This is a genomic window from Sandaracinaceae bacterium, assembly GCA_016706685.1.
GTDB lineage: Bacteria > Myxococcota_A > Polyangia > Polyangiales > Houyiibacteriaceae > JADJJE01.
In genome coordinates this window covers 219056-234700 of sequence record JADJJE010000004.1, presented here as the reverse complement: position 1 = coordinate 234700, position 15645 = coordinate 219056, and the positions used below count along the sequence as shown (strand labels likewise).

Annotated in this window: 12 protein-coding genes; 2 read left to right on the top strand and 10 right to left on the bottom strand. The window is 70.2% G+C overall.

Going from position 1 to position 15645, the window contains the following annotated elements; genetic code table 11:
• Positions 1-52: 52 nt before the first annotated feature.
• From IPI43_08830 to IPI43_08815, 4 genes are all read right to left on the bottom strand, one after another.
• Positions 53-1606 carry a protein kinase gene (locus IPI43_08830; GenBank protein ID MBK7774233.1) on the bottom strand — a complete coding sequence of 518 codons (1554 nt, stop codon included), beginning with the start codon at positions 1604-1606 and terminating at the stop codon, positions 53-55.
• A gap of 203 nt (positions 1607-1809) precedes the next feature.
• On the bottom strand, positions 1810-4536 hold the full coding sequence (locus tag IPI43_08825) for a pyruvate, phosphate dikinase (protein ID MBK7774232.1): 2727 nt from the start codon (positions 4534-4536) through the stop codon (positions 1810-1812).
• Positions 4537-4575: 39 nt separating this feature from the next.
• The gene (locus IPI43_08820) at positions 4576-6639 is read right to left on the bottom strand and encodes a glycine--tRNA ligase subunit beta (GenBank protein MBK7774231.1); all 2064 of its coding nucleotides are present in this window, start codon (positions 6637-6639) and stop codon (positions 4576-4578) included.
• 3 nt (positions 6640-6642) lie between these two features.
• Positions 6643-7572: a glycine--tRNA ligase subunit alpha gene (locus IPI43_08815; GenBank protein MBK7774230.1), complete on the bottom strand. Its 930-nt coding sequence runs from the start codon at positions 7570-7572 to the stop codon at positions 6643-6645.
• Between the two features lie 32 nt (positions 7573-7604).
• Here IPI43_08815 and IPI43_08810 point away from each other — a divergent pair, with 32 nt between their 5' ends.
• On the top strand, positions 7605-8123 hold the full coding sequence (locus IPI43_08810; protein ID MBK7774229.1) for a hypothetical protein: 519 nt from the start codon (positions 7605-7607) through the stop codon (positions 8121-8123).
• Positions 8124-8985: 862 nt separating this feature from the next.
• Here the strand turns inward: IPI43_08810 and IPI43_08805 are convergent.
• The 6 genes from IPI43_08805 to IPI43_08780 all read right to left on the bottom strand — a co-directional run bounded on the left by IPI43_08805 (position 8986) and on the right by IPI43_08780 (position 14231).
• The gene (locus IPI43_08805) at positions 8986-10062 is read right to left on the bottom strand and encodes a segregation/condensation protein A (protein MBK7774228.1); all 1077 of its coding nucleotides are present in this window, start codon (positions 10060-10062) and stop codon (positions 8986-8988) included.
• Between the two features lie 396 nt (positions 10063-10458).
• Positions 10459-11394, bottom strand: a complete 936-nt coding sequence (locus IPI43_08800; GenBank protein ID MBK7774227.1) for a hypothetical protein — start codon at positions 11392-11394, stop codon at positions 10459-10461.
• An 8-nt stretch (positions 11395-11402) separates the two neighbouring features.
• The gene (locus IPI43_08795) at positions 11403-12359 is read right to left on the bottom strand and encodes a cupin domain-containing protein (protein ID MBK7774226.1); all 957 of its coding nucleotides are present in this window, start codon (positions 12357-12359) and stop codon (positions 11403-11405) included.
• A gap of 14 nt (positions 12360-12373) precedes the next feature.
• The gene (locus IPI43_08790) at positions 12374-12781 is read right to left on the bottom strand and encodes a cobalamin B12-binding domain-containing protein (GenBank protein ID MBK7774225.1); all 408 of its coding nucleotides are present in this window, start codon (positions 12779-12781) and stop codon (positions 12374-12376) included.
• A gap of 32 nt (positions 12782-12813) precedes the next feature.
• Positions 12814-13893 carry an arsenosugar biosynthesis radical SAM protein ArsS gene (gene arsS / locus IPI43_08785; protein ID MBK7774224.1) on the bottom strand — a complete coding sequence of 360 codons (1080 nt, stop codon included), beginning with the start codon at positions 13891-13893 and terminating at the stop codon, positions 12814-12816.
• Positions 13894-13895: 2 nt separating this feature from the next.
• On the bottom strand, positions 13896-14231 hold the full coding sequence (locus IPI43_08780) for a carboxymuconolactone decarboxylase family protein (GenBank protein ID MBK7774223.1): 336 nt from the start codon (positions 14229-14231) through the stop codon (positions 13896-13898).
• Between the two features lie 112 nt (positions 14232-14343).
• On the opposite strand from IPI43_08780, the gene IPI43_08775 reads away from it, so the two are divergent.
• Positions 14344-15645, top strand: coding sequence for a serine/threonine protein kinase (locus IPI43_08775; protein ID MBK7774222.1), 1302 nt, complete (start codon positions 14344-14346; stop codon positions 15643-15645).

Below are 15645 nucleotides of genomic sequence, written 5' to 3'. Positions count from 1 at the left end.
GGAAAGGCCTGCTTTCGCAGGCCTTCTTTCGTGCGGAACGGGGTCGAGGACCTCAGTTGGCCCAGGGGTCCAGCACCTCGGAGCCGGTGGGGCGCATGGCGGTGGTCATGGCGGGCGGGGGCTCGGCGGCCTGGGTCGTGGTCCCCGTGGTGCCCGTGGTGGTTCCGGGGCGGCGTCCACCGCTGCTGCTGCGGCGCTCGGGGTCCAGGGAGAAGCTGATGCTCTCGGCCCGGGTGAGGGGCGAGACCGCGAAATCCTTGCTCTCGTAGCCATCGAGGCGCAGCTGGAGGTCCAGGCGTTCGGTGGCGGGGCGCGGCAGCTGGAAGGGCGTGGTGCCGATGAGCTCGTTGCCACGCCAGACTTGCGCGCCAACGGGCTCGGAGGAGATGGAGATGAGGAACTCCGCGACCGGAGGAGGTGTGTTGGCAGCCTCGGCCTGCGTGGGCGGGACGGGGATCGGCGGCGTGGCGACCGGCTCGGGGATCGTCACCACGGCGACCGCCGGCTCCTCGGGCTGGCCGTTCATGGCCACGAACGCCGCGCCACCGGCGGCGAGCAGCAGGACGGCGCCCACCACGGCCACGATGATGCCCTTGTTGCTGGGAGCCGACGTGGGCGCCGCGGTGATGCCACCGACGGTGGGCGCAGCGCGCCGCGTGGAGTACGCACCCGTGCCGTCGGCCATGGCCAGCGCGGGGAGGCCCTCGCTCACGCGCACGAGGTCGTCGAAGAACTCCGCCATGTTCTGGTAGCGGGTCTCGGTCTGCTTCGACATCGCCTTGAGGATGACGGCCTCGATCTCACGCGGCAGGTTGGGGTTGCGCTGCGTCGGCGGGACGGGATCCTCGTAGAGGTGCTTCGTCAGGATGCCCATCAAGTTGTCGGCGTCGAACGGGACATCACCCGTGACCATCTCGTAGAGCATGACGCCGATGGCGTAGATGTCCGTACGGTGGTCCACGTTGCTGCCGGAGCACTGCTCGGGCGACATGTAATGCGGCGTGCCGAACACCTGACCGGCGCGCGTGAGCTTGCTGTTGCTGCCGCCCACCTTGGCGATACCGAAGTCGAGCACCTTCACGAAGTCCGTGTCGCCGCCGCGCTTGATCAGGTAGACGTTGTCCGGCTTCAGGTCGCGGTGGACGATGCCGTTCTCGTGCGCGGCGCCGAGCGCCTGCGCCAGCTGCTTGGCGATGTGCACCACGCGATTGGCAGGCATTTGGCCTGCCTTCTCGATGGCGCCGGAGAGGTCCGTGCCGTCCAGGAACTCCATGATGAAGTACGTGGAGCCGTCGGGCAGGGTGCCGAAGTCCGAGATGTCGATGATGTGCTGGTTACCGATGGAAGACGCGCTCTGCGCCTCTTGGCGGAAGCGCGTGATGATCTCCTGGTCCTTCGAGACGTCCGGTCGCAAGACCTTGATCGCGAGGGGCTTGTTCAGGACGATGTGCTTCCCGAGGTACACCAGACCCATGCCGCCTTCGCCGAGCACGCGCTCCACGAAGTAGCGTCCGTCGATGGTGGTGCCGATGAGGGGGTCGGTGTTTCCCTTGGTTTCGCCTTCGATCACGCGCAGATCCGCTTGGGTGCTCGCTTCTTGGGTCATGCTGATTTCCTCGGGCAGTGCGGTCGAACGGGCGGCTTTGGAGCCGCGTGCACACACAAAGCGACTTCAATAAAACAACGGTGCTAGCAAAGATAGCCTGCGGTTGGAACCCATGCCAGGCTCCCACAGCCTCTCAGGGGTTATACAAACCGTCAAGTCCGCATAGCCCGATGGCGCCCTTGGTACGCTGCGCCACAGCGTTCCTACCCCGGCTGCGGCGGCGTCCTTGGGTCGAGGCGCCCGGCGGCTTGGGCGGCTGCCAGACGAGCCACCACCAGGCGGGACAAGGCGCAGGACACGTAGTCCACTCCGTGGTCCGCGAAGAACTGGATGGACCGGCTCTCCCCGCCCTGTGCGCCACAGACCCCCAGCTCGAGTGCCGGGTGCGCCGCGCGACCGCGATCGATGGCCATGGTGATGAGCTCGCCCACGCCCACGATGTCCAGCGTCCGGAAAGGGTTCTGGGGCAGCACGGCGAGCTCATCCACATAGGCCGGGATGAAGTGCGTGGAGTCATCGCGGGAGATCCCGAAGGCCGTCTGCGTGAGGTCGTTGGTGCCGAACGAAAAGAAGTCCACGTGGCGTGCCATCTCGCCAGCGACCAGGCAGGCGCGTGGCAGCTCGATCATGGTGCCGACCTTGAAAGCCACCCGCGCGCCCAGCTCGGAGAACACCTCCTCCGCGATGGCACGCACGGCCTCGGCGACGCGCCGCACCTCTTCACCCACGGCGGTGAGCGGGATGAGCAGCTCGGGGGCGACTGGCAGCCCACGCAACGAGACCGTCACCGCCGCGCTGACGACCGCGCGGATCTGCGCACGGTAGATGGCCGGGATGGTGAGCCCCACCCGCACGCCGCGGTGGCCGATCATCGGGTTGACCTCGTTGCGGCTGCCCGCGCGGCGGCGTGCCTCGCGCAGCGGCACCCCCAGCGCCGTGGCCACGGCTGCGAGCGAGGCATCGTCCCGCGGCATGAACTCGTGCAACGGCCAGTCCAGCAGGCGGATGGTGACGGGGTGCCCCGCCATCGCCTCGAAGATCTCTTCGAAGTCGCCGCGCTGCATGCTCTCGATGCGGTTCACCCAGCGCTCGCGCTCACGCTCGTCGCTGGCCAGCACCACGCAGCGCAGCGCCTCGAGGCGCTCGTCGGCGAAGAACATGTGCTCCGTACGGCACAGGCCGATGCCCTCGGCTCCGAAGGCGGCGGCCGCGCGCACGTCACGCGGGGTGTCGGCGTTCGCGCGCACGCGCATGGTGCGGCGCTCGTCGGCCCAGGCCAGCAGCGTGTCCAGCTCGGGGAGCGTGCTGGCCGCCACCACATCGAGTGCGCCCGCGTAGACGCGCCCCGTGCTGCCGTCCACCGTGAGCGTGTCGCCCACGCTGAAGGTGCGCGGTGCGTCGTTCGAGCCGCGGCGCGGGCGAGCGGTCAGCGTGCCGGCGGCGTAGTCCACCTGCAGCGTGCTCGCGCCGGCCACGCAACACTTCCCGAGCGCACGCGAGAGCACCGCTGCGTGCGACGTGAGCCCACCGGCTGCCGTGAGGATGCCGCGCGCTCCCTTCATGGCGACGATGTCTTCCGGCGTGGTGTCGCGCCGCACCAAGAGCACGTCTTGCCCCTCGGCCGCCATGCGCTCGGCCGCCTCGGGGTCGAACACGATGCGCCCCACAGCCACACCGGGGCTGGCGGCGAGGCCAGTGGCGATGGGCCGGATGTCGCGCGCCAAGAGGTCTTCGGCGGAAGGCAGCCGCGTGCGCAGCAACGTGGCGATGGCGTTGGCGTCCACCATCGCGAGCGCCTCGTCGCGCGTGACCTTGCCCTCGTCGGCGAGCCCCACGGCGATGCGCACGCTGGCCTCTGCGGTGCGCTTGGCGCTGCGCGTCTGGAGCAGGTAGACGCGCCCGTCCTCCACGGTGAACTCGATGTCCTGGACGTCGCGGAAGTGGGCTTCGAGCTGTGCCGCGAGCTGCTCCACGCGGGCGAAGGCCTCGGGATCCGTGCGCTCGAGCGAGCGCTCCTCGCGGCCGGGAACGGCGGACCGCACCCCCAGGGACGACGGGGTGCGCGCGCCGGCCACCACGTCTTCGCCCTGCGCCTCGGCTAGGAACTCACCGTAGAGCTGCCGCTCACCCGTGCTGGGGTTGCGCGTGAACGCCACGCCGGCGCCGCTGCGCGCGCCGTGATTGCCGAACACCATGGCCTGCACCACGCAGGCGGTGCCGAGCTCGTCGGGGATGTTCTGCAGCGCCCGGTAACGCCGCGCGCGCGGGTTGTTCCACGAGCGATAGACGGAGGTGATGGCCAGCTCGAGCTGGCGCTGCGGACTGCACGGAAAGAGCGCGGGCTGCGCGTTGGTGAGCTGGGCCTCGAACGCGGCGGTGAGCGCGTCGAGAGCGGCTTCGTCCAGCTCGGAGTCCAGCATGGCCGGGCGACCGAGGCGGGTCTTCGCGCCCGCCAGTAGCTTCTCGAACACGTCGCGCGGGACGCCCAACACCACGTCCCCGAACATCTGCAGGAGGCGGCGGTACGCGTCCAAGGCGAAGCGCCGCCCGCCCCGCTGCGCGAGGCCCGGGAGCGTCCCGCGGTCGAGCCCCACGTTGAGCACGCTGTCCAGCATGCCCGGCATGGACGCCGAAGCACCGGAGCGCACGGACACCAGCAGTGGCTGAGTGGGGTCGCCGAAGCGCAGCCCGGTGGCGGCCTCGATGCGCGAGAGCCCGTCGTGCACAGCGTCGCGCAGCACATCGGGGAAAGCGGCGTCCGGGTCCATCAGGGGACGACCCGCGTCCACGCTGATGGCAAAACCCGCCGGAACGGGCAGCCCCAACCGGGTCATCTCGATGAGCCCCACGGCCTTGGCGCCGAAGCGCAGGCAGAGCGCGTCGAGCGGCTCACCGGCCGGGTGATCGAAGCTGTAGGTCAGAGCAGACATGAGCAGGCGGAGCAGCGTCCGCCCGCAGCATACGCAAGCTCAGGTGGAAAGGGCATGGAAGTGAGCCACGCGGCTCACGGTGTCCGCAATCTCGGCCAGCAGCCCGAGGCGGTTCTGGCGCAGCGCCTCGTCCTCCACCATGACGAACACGGTCTCGAAGAAGCTGTCGATGGGCCCGCGGAGGTCGGTGGCCACCACGGCCAGAGCGTCCTGATAGCGCCCCTCGGCGGTGGCGGTCGCGATGAGCGCGCGCGCCCCACGCCAGGCTTCGGCCAGCGCTTGCTCGGCGCCCGGCTCGAGCAGCGCGGGCGAGACCTCGCTGCGGGCCACGTCCTTGGTGATGTTGTGGGCGCGCTTGAAGGCCACCGCCAGCGCTTCGTATTCGGGGCGGGTGCGGAACGCGTCCACGGCCACGATGCGAGCCTGCACGTCACGCACGGACCCGCCCGGCCAGGCGGCCACGCAGGCGTCCACCACGTCGCCCGGGAAGCGCTCGCGGTAGAACGCGCGCAGGCGCGCCCGCACGAACTCGTCCAGCTGGGCCAGCACCTCGGCGCGCGGGGCCAGGACGCCCTCGGGGAAGCCGTCGTAGGCGGCTGCCAGCAGCGCGGTGATGTTCACGTCGATGGCGCCGTCCACGGCGGTGCGCACCAGCGAAAGCGTGGCGCGGCGCAGCGCGAACGGGTCGGCCGAGCCCGTGGGCACCAGCCCGATGCCGAAGCAGCCCACCAGGGTGTCGGCGCGGTCGGCCACCGCCACCACGCTGGCGAGCGCCGTGGGCGCGGGTGCGTCCGAGGCGCCCGTGGGCTTGTAGTGGTCCGCGATGGCGTCCGCGATGGGCGCGGGGAGCCCCTCGGCGAGCGCGTAGAAGCGGCCCATCAGTCCCTGCAGCTCGGGGAACTCGAACACGATGAGCGCATCGAGATCCATCTTGCACAGCATGGCCACCTGCGAGGCCTCGTCCACGGGCACCCCCGCTGCGGGCGCGAGCGCGCGGGCCAGCTGTTCCACGCGCCGGATCTTGGCGCCCACCGACCCGAGCTTGGTCTGGAAGGTGACCTGATCGAGGCGCGCGATGCGGCTGGCGAGCGGCACCTTGCGGTCCTCGCGCACGAAGAACTGCGCGTCGGCCAGGCGCGCGCGCAGCACGCGGTCGTTGCCCTTGGCGATGGTGGCCGGGGCCAACGCGGTGTTCACCACGTTGAGGTACGTGGGCAGCAGCGAGCCATCCAGCTTCCGCACGGCGAAGTAGCGCTGGTGATCCCGCATGACCGAGACGATGACGGCGTCGGGCAGCTCGAGGAACTGCTGGGCGATGGTTCCGGGCACCACGAAGGGCTCTTCCACGAGCGAAGTGCACTCTTCGAGGAGGAAGTCGTCGGGAAGCAACTCGCCCCCGGCCGCCGTGGCCGCGGCCACCAGGGCCTCGTGCATGCGCTGCTTCTTCTGCTTCATGTCCACGATCACGTGGGCAGCGGCGAGGCGCGCCTCGTACTCGCTGGCGTCGGCGAGGTCGAATGCGTCGGGCGCGAGGAAGCGGTGACCCCGTGTGCTGCGCCCTGCGGTGAGGCCCGCGAATTGGAAGGGCACCACGTCGGCGCCGAAGAGCCCCACCAGCCAGTGCACGGGGCGACCGAAGGCGAAGGTGCCCTCCCCCCAGCGCATGGACTTCGGGAACGAGATGCGCCCGCACAGCGTGTGGAGCAGCTCGGGGAGGACTGCCTTGGCCTCCTGTCCGGGCTCGAAGACGTTCGCGGCCACGTACTTGCCACGCTCGGTCTCCACCGCGATGAGCGACTCCACGGGGACGCCCTGCTTCTTGGCGAAGCCGACGGCGCCGTTCTTGGGGACGCCGGCGTCGTCGAACGCGGCGGCCCACGGCGGCCCCTGCACCACCTCTTGGCGATCGGGCTGACGCTCCGGCAAGCCACGCACGCGCAGCGCGATGCGCCGCGGGCTGCCCAGCACCTCGATGGACGTGGGCGTCAGTCGTGCGCCGGCCAGCAGCTCGTGGGCGGCGGCCTCGATGGACGAGAGCGCCTGTTTCAGGAAGGACGCCGGGAGCTCCTCGAGCCCCACTTCGATAAGCAGTTCGTTAGGCATGGGCTAGACCGCCTCGCGGAGCAGGGGGAAGCCGAGGGCTTCGCGCTGGGCCAGCCAGGACTCGGCGGTGGCGCGCGCGATGTGACGCACGCGCCCGATGAAGCGCTGACGCTCGGTCACCGAGATGGCGCCGCGCGCGTCCAGCACGTTGAAGTAGTGGCTGCACTTGATGACGCAGTCGTAGGCCGGAAGGACCAGCCGCTCGAGGGGCTCGCGCTCGTAGGCCAGGGCGCCGCCCTTCGCGCGCTTGTCGCTCAGCGTGAGCAGGCGGATGCACTGCTGCTCGTACGCGTCGAAGAACTGCTGGTGCAGCGCCACGTCGGCGCGCTCGAAGTTGTAGCTGCTCCACTCCCACTCGGCGCGCTTCCAGATGTCACCGTAGCGCACGCCCTGGCTCCACTCGAGGTCGTAGACGTTGTCCACGTCCTGCAGGTACATGGCGATGCGCTCGAGCCCGTAGGTGAGCTCGCCGCTGATGGGCTTGCAGTCCACGCCGCCGCACTGCTGGAAGTAGGTGAACTGGCTGATCTCGAGGCCGTCCAGCCACACCTGCCAGCCGAGGCCCCAGGCGCCGAGCGTGGGCGACTCCCAGTCGTCCTCGATGAAGCGAATGTCGTGCTGCAGCGGGTCGGTGCCGAGGGCACGCAGTGACTCCAGGTAGAGCTCCTGGATGTTCAGCGGCGCCGGCTTGAGGATGACCTGATACTGATGGAACTGCTGCAGCCGGTTCGGGTTGTCACCGTAGCGACCGTCCGTGGGACGCCGCGAAGGCTCGACGTAGGCGACGTTCCAGGGCTCGGGGCCGATGGCCCGCAGGAACGTGGAGGGGTTGAAGGTGCCCGCGCCGACCTCCGAGTTGTAGGGCTGCACGAGCAGGCAGCCGTGATCCGCCCAGAACTTCCCGAGCGTGAGGATCAGATCCTGAAACGTCATTCGTCGTCGTCCTCGTCGTCTTCCTCTTCGTCATCATCATCATCATCATCATCGTCGTCGTCGTCGTCGTCGTCGTCGTCGTCGAATCGTCGTCGTCGTCGTCGTCCGAATCGTCGTCGTCGTCGTCCGAATCGTCGTCATCGTCATCGTCGTCGTCGTCCGAGTCGTCCGAGTCGTCGTCGTCGTCCGAATCGTCGTCGCCCGAGTCGACCTCCGCGTCCCCACCCCGTGCATCGGCCTCATCGTCTTCCGCGTGGTGGTCGTCGCCCACTTCGGCGTCGCCGCCACGCGCATCGGGCTCATCATCGCCGTCTTCGCGGGGCTCCTCGGAGACCTGCTCGGGGGCGCCGTCATCGTCGCTCTCGTCGGTGAACTCGCGGTCCGTGGCCTCCTCCACGGCGGCCTTGGACTGCGCCTCCACGCTGGCCAGATCCAGTGGCTCGCCCATGCGCCGCTCGAAGAGCGCGCGGCTCTCTTCGCTCAGGTCACTGAACTCCTTCAGCGTGGGCAGGTCCGAGAGGTTGTTGAGCCCGAAGAACTCGAGGAAGTAAGCGGTGGTGCCATACAGCAGCGGGCGCCCGGCCTCTTCCTTGCGGCCCACCACCTTGATGAGCTGACGCTCGCCCAGCGCGTTGAGCGCGTAGCCCGAGTCCACGCCGCGGATGTCATCCACCTCGGGACGCGTCACGGGCTGGCGATAGGCCACGATGGCCAGCGTCTCGATCTGCGGACGCGACAGGCGCACCGGCTTGGCCGCCACCAGCTCCCGCACGAAGGCGGCGTTGCGCGCAGCGGAGCGGAACTGATACCCACCTGCGACGAGATCCAGGCTGATACCGCGCTGTTCGTAGTCGTTGGTCAGCTCGATGAGCAGTGGGCGAATCTCCCCGAGCGAGGCGCGCGCCGCGGTGGCCAGTTGCTTCTCGGTGAGCGGCTTCTCCGCCACGAAGATGAGGCTCTCGAGAATGGACTTGAGGCGCGCGGGATCAGGCGGGGGCGCCAGCCCAGCGCGCTCGAGGCCCGGACCACCGGGGTGGTCGCCTCCAGGCAGTGGGAAGCCCTCGCCCTCTTCACCGTCTCCCACTAGCTCCAGCTCGAACTCTGACTCACCGGAGCGGTGCTCGCTGGCGGCGTCGATCAGTCCAGCGCTCGAGCCCACCAGCGTGTCCTCGTCGGGCGCATCGTCATCGGAGTCGGGAGCGGGCGAGTCATCGCCGCTCGCGGTGTCTTCATCAGCCGAGTCTTCTCCGAGGAAGCTCGGACCGGAGTCGGTCTCGAAGAGCGGCGCGCGGGCATCTCCGGTGGGATCGTCCTCGAGGGGGGCCTGGCCTAGCGGAACGTCTTCCAGCGGAGCCTCGATGGACGGCTGGGTGTGCTCGAAGACGGAGTCGTCGTCGGGTTCATTCGGACCGCTCACAGGTCCTCCTCGCTCGCGTCATCGGTGTCATCAAGCGCCTGGGGCTTCGAGAGGTCCGCGCCACCGGGCGCGCCGTCGGGGTCATGCAACGAAAGCTCGTCCGCATCAAGTTGCTCACCCGCTTCGACTTCGTCGTCCGAGTCTTCGTCCTCGTCGTGCGAGTCTTCTTCGCCAAGGCCGAAGTCGTCGAGGGACTCGTCGTAGTCTTCCCCGGCGTCCTCGGGCTCCCACGCGGCAGCCGGCACCACGCCCACAGCGTGGTCATCGTCGGAGCTGGGGCGCCACGGCGTGCCCTGCTCGTTCGGGTCCTCCAGCGTTCCGTCCGCAGGCGCCTCACGGTACTCGAGGTGAATGGGTGCCTCGGGGTCCGACTGGTAGATGCGCAGGCGCTGCATCTTGGCCATCTCGAGCAGCGCCAGAAACGTGACCACCAAGTCGTAGCGAGTGGTCAGGCCCTCGAACAGCTGCTCGAAGCGGCAGCGCACCTGTGTGTTCAGGATGTCCACCACCTGATTCATGCGCTCTTGAATGGTGATGCGTTCGGCGTCCACCTCGAGCGACACCTCGCCCTGCACGCGCTTGGCAATCTTCTGGAACGCGTCGATGAGCTTGAACAGGCTCAGGGACGCCAGCGGCGGCTCACCCGAAGCGGACTCACCAGGCGCCCCACGCTTGAACACGTCGCGGCCAGCCACGCCTCGTGCACCCAACTCCTCGGCCACCTGCTTGTACTTCTGGTACTCGAGCAGCCTGCGAATGAGCTCCGCGCGCGGGTCCAGCTCCTCTTCGGGATCGTCGTCCTGGTCCTCCGGCGGCTTCGGCAGGAGCATCTTGCTCTTGATGTGCGCCAGGGTGGCCGCCATCACCAGGTACTCCGCCGCGATGTCCAGGTTCAGGCTCTGCATCACGGAGATGTAGGCCAGGTAGCGCTCCGTCACGAAGGCGATGGGCAGGTCCAGGACGTTCAGCTCGTGCTTCTGCACCAGGTACAGCAGCAGATCGAGCGGCCCCTCGAAATTGGGCAACTCGATGCGAAAATTCGGATCCAGTGCCAGGGGCGGATCGGCGGACATTCAGGAGAGGGCTCGGAGCATGGAATGGAGACGGGGCGGGCCCGTCGGGCGGGGCGCGATCGTGCCGTGTTGGGTCCGACGTGTCAAACCCGGCTGCAGCTGAGTGGGGTGGGCGCCTGCAGGGGGTGATCGATGGGAGGGCGAAGGGCATCCTGGTCTGCGGGTGCGCTCGCGCTGGCGCTCGCTCTGATACCTCCCTGAAAGCGGCACTGCGCTGCGCTCCGTTTGCTTTCTGGGGCCCATCAAGCCCCGCTGCCCAGGACGCCCCTCACCCTCCATGGTGACGTTTGCGGCCAGCGGACTCGGGTGGGCGCGAGGTTGGCGCGCCGAACCCGGGGCTTCTGCGGGGATGCGACTGACCTCGACGTGAATGCTCCGCCCGCTTGGAGGCAGAGGCTAGGCCGGGGCTTGGGCGAAGGGTGGGAGGGCGCTGGCGGTGAAGCGGCGGGTGGCGACTTGCTGGAGGATGCTGGCGTCGCGGAGGAGGGCCTCGGCCGGGTAGTCGCGGGTGTAGCCGGCGCCTCCGTGGACCTGGACGGCCACGTCGGCGGCTGCGCGGGCGGCGGCGGCGGCGCAGGAGAGTGCGCGTGCGGCAGCCGGAAGGTCGGGCTGGCTGGCGCTGGCCAGGGACATGAGCCGGGCGGCCTCGGCGCCGGTCTGGCTGTCGGCCAGCATGAACTGGATGGCCTGAAACTCAGCGATGGGGTGGCCGAACTGCTGACGCACGAGGGCGTACTCGGCGGTGGCGCGGGTGGCACGCTGGGCCACGCCGGCGGCGATGGCGGCGAGGCCGGTGACGGCAAGCGCGATGTCGGGTGTGTGGAGGGGGCCCAGTTCGCGGCCGGCGACGAACAGCCCGATGTCGGCGCCGTCGACGCCCACGCTGGTGCGGGTGCCCGCCTGGCCGGCTTGCAAGGACCAGGCGCCGGCCTGATGGGCGAGCGCGTGGGGTGCCCCACAGGACACGTGCCAGCCATCTCCGGTGGTGAGCTCGAGGTCCAGGGGCACGGCCACCGAGGCTCCGTCGCGCCACGCGCGGGCGAAGTCCGGAGAGACCGCGCCGGCCGCGCTCTGGGCCACGTTCTGAGCCCAGACCCACAGCGCGAGGCCGGTTTCGGTCTGCGACAGCGTGTGGAGGGCCAGCACGAACGCGGTGGGACCAGCCACCTCGTCGGGGTCTTCTCCGACCAGCAGCTCCAACAACCCCGCGTGCAGCGCGCCTTCGCGACCCACGCGCTCGCGCTCCGCCGGGGTGGCCGCGCGCTGGTCTTGGGCCACGCGCTGGGCGGTGCCTTGGATGGCGCTCAGCAGCTCGTCGGGAGCAAAGTCCATCGGGTTCCTCAGGGGTTCGCGGGAGCCACAGGCCGCGTGGCGCCCCAGTCGGGGACGGAGAGTGCGTTGGGATCGACCGGAGCAGGATTCACATCGGATACAGGCATCACACTTGAATCCGCTACTGGAGCCGGTGGGGGCGGCAGCTCACGGAAGCGCTGCTCGGGGCCGGCCGGCGCGTACACCTGCATCGCCCGCAGCGGCGAGTTGCCCGACGGGGTGAACGAGTGCGGCGTGCGCGGTGGGATGTACACGAATGTGCCGGGACGCACCGCCACGTGCTGGTCTCCCACGAGCATGCGCCCTTCCCCCTCTTCGATGAAGATGACCTCGGCGGAGTCCTCGTGGGTGTGGAGGGGCACGCCCGCCGCCGCGCTGGCGTCCAGACGCGTGAGCGCCGCGTGGCGGGCCCCTTGCCCCTGCTCGTCCAGGAGGATGTTCACACGCAGCTCACCGCCCGCGTGCACCAGCGGCTGAGCGCCCAGGTCCGACAGCCCCGTGGCCGGCGCGGCCTCACCGCAAGCCGGGTCCACGGGAGCCAGCTGCATGTCCAGCGTGGCGTCGGGCCCGAAGCGGCGCGCCACGCTGCGGCTCACGATCACATAGACCTCGGCGTCCCGCCCGCTGGTGTTTCCGAGCGCGGCCCCGTCCAGGCCGAAGCGCACGGCGCGGCCCGGCAGCAGCGGGCGCCCGCCGTCCAGCTCCGTGGCGCCGTGCCGAACGTAGACGAGCACGTCCTGACACACGCTGGTGGGCAGGGTGAAGCGCGCGCCGGGCGGCAGCAGCACCTGCGCCAGCAGCACCCGTGGCCCGCTCCCCAGCACCCGTGTGCGCGGTGTGGCAGGGGTGGCAGACGCGCTGCCCGCAGTTCGCGGGGTGGCGCAGCCCGGCAGGAGGACACCGCCCAGCGCGGTCACGACGGCCAGCGCGGACAGCGTCCGCCACGCACGGCTCGAGCGTCCCACGCGAGCCCCTGGGCTCACAGGCTGCGGGGCTCCACGTTGGCGTGCAGCCAGTCCACGATGTCCGAGAGCGGCGCCCCCGGCGTGAACACCGCCGACACGCCACGCTCCTTGAGGCGCGCGATGTCGTCTTCGGGGATGATGCCGCCGCCGAACACCAGGATGTCGTGGCCGTCGCGCGCCCGCAGCGCGTCGATCACCGCCGGAAACAGCGTGTTGTGCGCCCCACTCATGACCGAGAGGCCCACGCAGTCCACGTCCTCCTGCACTGCAGCCGCCGCGATCATGTCCGGGGTCTGGTGCAGCCCGGTGTAGATGACCTCGAAGCCCGCATCGCGCAGCGCGCGGGCCACCACCTTGGCCCCGCGGTCATGCCCATCGAGCCCGGGCTTTGCCACCAACACACGGATCTTCGACGCAGACATGACGCGGAGGATGGCCACGTCCAGAGAGCCGGTCAACCGTTCGCCGTCACCGTGGCGCCGCCGCAGCTGCTACCCTGCCCCGCCGTGCAGCCGAAGCAGTGGCGATCGGTGACGATGGTGCGCGCGAGCGCAGCCTCCCGGCCCAGCTGGGAGACGTGCCCCAAGCCCTCCCCCTCACAGCCCAGCTCCAGCATCTGGTTGAAGTCGCAGTCGTAGAGGCGCCCATCCCAGCCCACCGAGACCATGGTCCGGCACATGACGCCAGCTGCGGCGGCAGGGTTGTAGGCCGCCACCACGCGCCCCAGGTACGCCTCGAGGTTGCCGCTGGTCTCGAGCCACTCGAGATACCGCGCGATGGGCATGTTGGTGATGGTGAAGAGACGGTTGAACTGAATGCCGTGCTCGCGCAGCAGCTCGCGCCTCCACTCGGCCTCGAGGGAGGGCTGCGCCGGTGGCAGGAACGCGCCCACCGGGTTGGTCACCAGCGTGAGCTCGAGCCCCGAGCCCGGCACGCCGTAGCCGAGAGCGTTGAGCCGCGTGAGCGCGCGGATGCTCTTCTCGTAGACGCCATCCCCGCGCTGCCGGTCCGTGTTCAGACGGCGGTAGTGAGGCAGGCTGCACACCACCTCCACCTGCTGCTCGGCCAGGAACTCGGCCAGGCCGCACTGCGAGCCGCTCTCGAGGATGGTGAGGTTGCAGCGGTCGATGACGTGGCAGCCGAGCTTGCGGGCCTCCACCACCAGCATCCGGAAGTGCGGGTTGAGCTCGGGTGCGCCGCCCGTGATGTCGAGCGTCTTCGCCTGGGTGCGGAGCAGCGCGTCGACACACGCACGCGCCGTGGCCTCGTCCATCATCTCTTCCGTCCGGTCGGGCCCGGCGTCCACGTGACAGTGCCGGCACGTCTGGTTGCAGAGCTTGCCCACGTTCACCTGCAGCACCTCGAGCGCGAGCGGGCGCAGCGGCGACAGCCCGCTACTGCGCAGGGCCGCCTCGAAGTCTGCCGCAGGCGCCGCGCGGCCGATGGCGGCCAGCTGCTCGCGCGCCGAGGGCAGCGCGGTGCGGGCTGGCGAGGGCGCCACGGGCAAGCGTCGAGCCGGTGCACTCGCGCTCACGCTCACATCCCGATCTTGGTGGCGATGTTGCGCATCTGGACGCCGTGCACCAGCGAGGCGCCCCCGCGGATGGCGGCGGCCACGTGCACGGCCTCGGTGAGCTGGTCGAGGTCGGCGCCCTTCTCCATGGCGCCCGTGGTGTAGGCGTCGATGCAGTAGGGGCACTGCAGCGCGTGGGCGACGGCCAGCGCGATGACGGCCTTCTCGCGCGCCGAGAGCGCGCCGTCTGCGAAGACCGCGCCGTACCAGTCGAAGAACTTGCGGGTGAGGTCCGGGACGTTCTCACCCAGTTCGCCGAAGCGAGCGAGGTCGTGGGCGCAGTAGTAGTGTTCGCTCATGGTTACGCGTGCATAGCAGCACGCTCGCACGACCGCACCGCAGCTCTTCCTCCTGGGGGGCACGGCATGTCGCTTTGTTGCGCTGCCGCGGGGCGTCCTGGACAGTGGCTCCATGTCTCCGGCTTCGACCACGGCCCGCGTGACGGCCTCGCACCCTGCGGGTGAGGGTCTCGAGGGGCTCGTGCTGTCCGACACCTACCTCCTGGGGGACATCCTGGCCCGCGGCGGCATGGGGGTGCTCTACGCGGCCGAGCACACGCGCTTGCGGACGCCGCTGGTGGTGAAGGTGCTGCGTCAGCGCTACGCGAGCCACCCCATCGCGCGGGCCCGCTTCGAGCGTGAGGCGCTGGCCACCGCCCGCCTGGACGCCCCCCACGTGCTGCGCGTGGTGGACCTGGTGGAGACGCCCGACGGTCGCCCGGCCGTGGTGACGGAGCGGCTCACCGGTGAGGACCTGCAGCAGCACCTGAGCCGCCGCAAGACTATCCCCGTGCCGCTGGCCCTCGACATCGTGCGGCAGGTCCTGCGTGGGCTCGAGGCGGCCCACGCCGCGCACGTCATCCACCGCGACATCAAGCCTTCCAACATCTTCCTCTCGCCGAGCGAAGGCAGCCCCCACGTGCGCGTGCTGGACTTCGGGGTGGCGAAGCTGGAGGACGCCGCCGGCATCACCAAGGCAGGCGCCGTGGTGGGCACGCCCGCGTACATGCCTCCCGAGCAGGCCGCTGGGCGCCCCGTGGACGCGCGCGGCGACGTGTACTCCACCGGAGCAGTGCTCTACCGCATGCTGTCGGGGCGCTCGCCCTACAGCGGCGACGCGGACAGCGTGCTGCGCAGCGTCCTGAGCGGTCCGCCCGCCCCGCTCGCCAAGATGGCCCCCGAGCTGCCGGAGAAGGTCAGCGCGCTGGTGGAGCGCGCCATGATGCGCGACCCCGAGGCCCGCTTCGCGAGCGCGTCGGAGATGCTGCGCGCCATCGACGCCATCGAGCCGAGCGGCGCGAAGCCGGTGGCCAAGCGCAGCCTCCCGCGGGTGCGCAGCTATCAGCGCGCGCGCCTCCGGGGCGGGCTCACGCTAGCGCTGGGTCTGCTGTTCGTGGGCGCCGTGGCGTTCGGCACGCTCGCACGCGAAGTGAGCCTGCGTGTCCCGCTCGCGCTGGCCTACGGAGCGCTCGGCGGCGCCTGGGTGGCTGCGCTGCGGCAGGCCTACCGTCGCTGTGGGGAGAGCCCGCTGGCGCTCGAAGAGTGGGCGCTGGCACGCGGCGAGGCCCTCACGCGAGGCCTGGCAGTGCTCGGTGGCCTCGCGCTGGCCCGGAGCTTTGGTGGCCCCGTGCCCGTGGTGGTGGACGCGCTGGCGCTGGCACCCCTGCTCGTGACGGAGCTGCAGGAGTGGTGGCGCGCGCGAAACGCCGTGTGA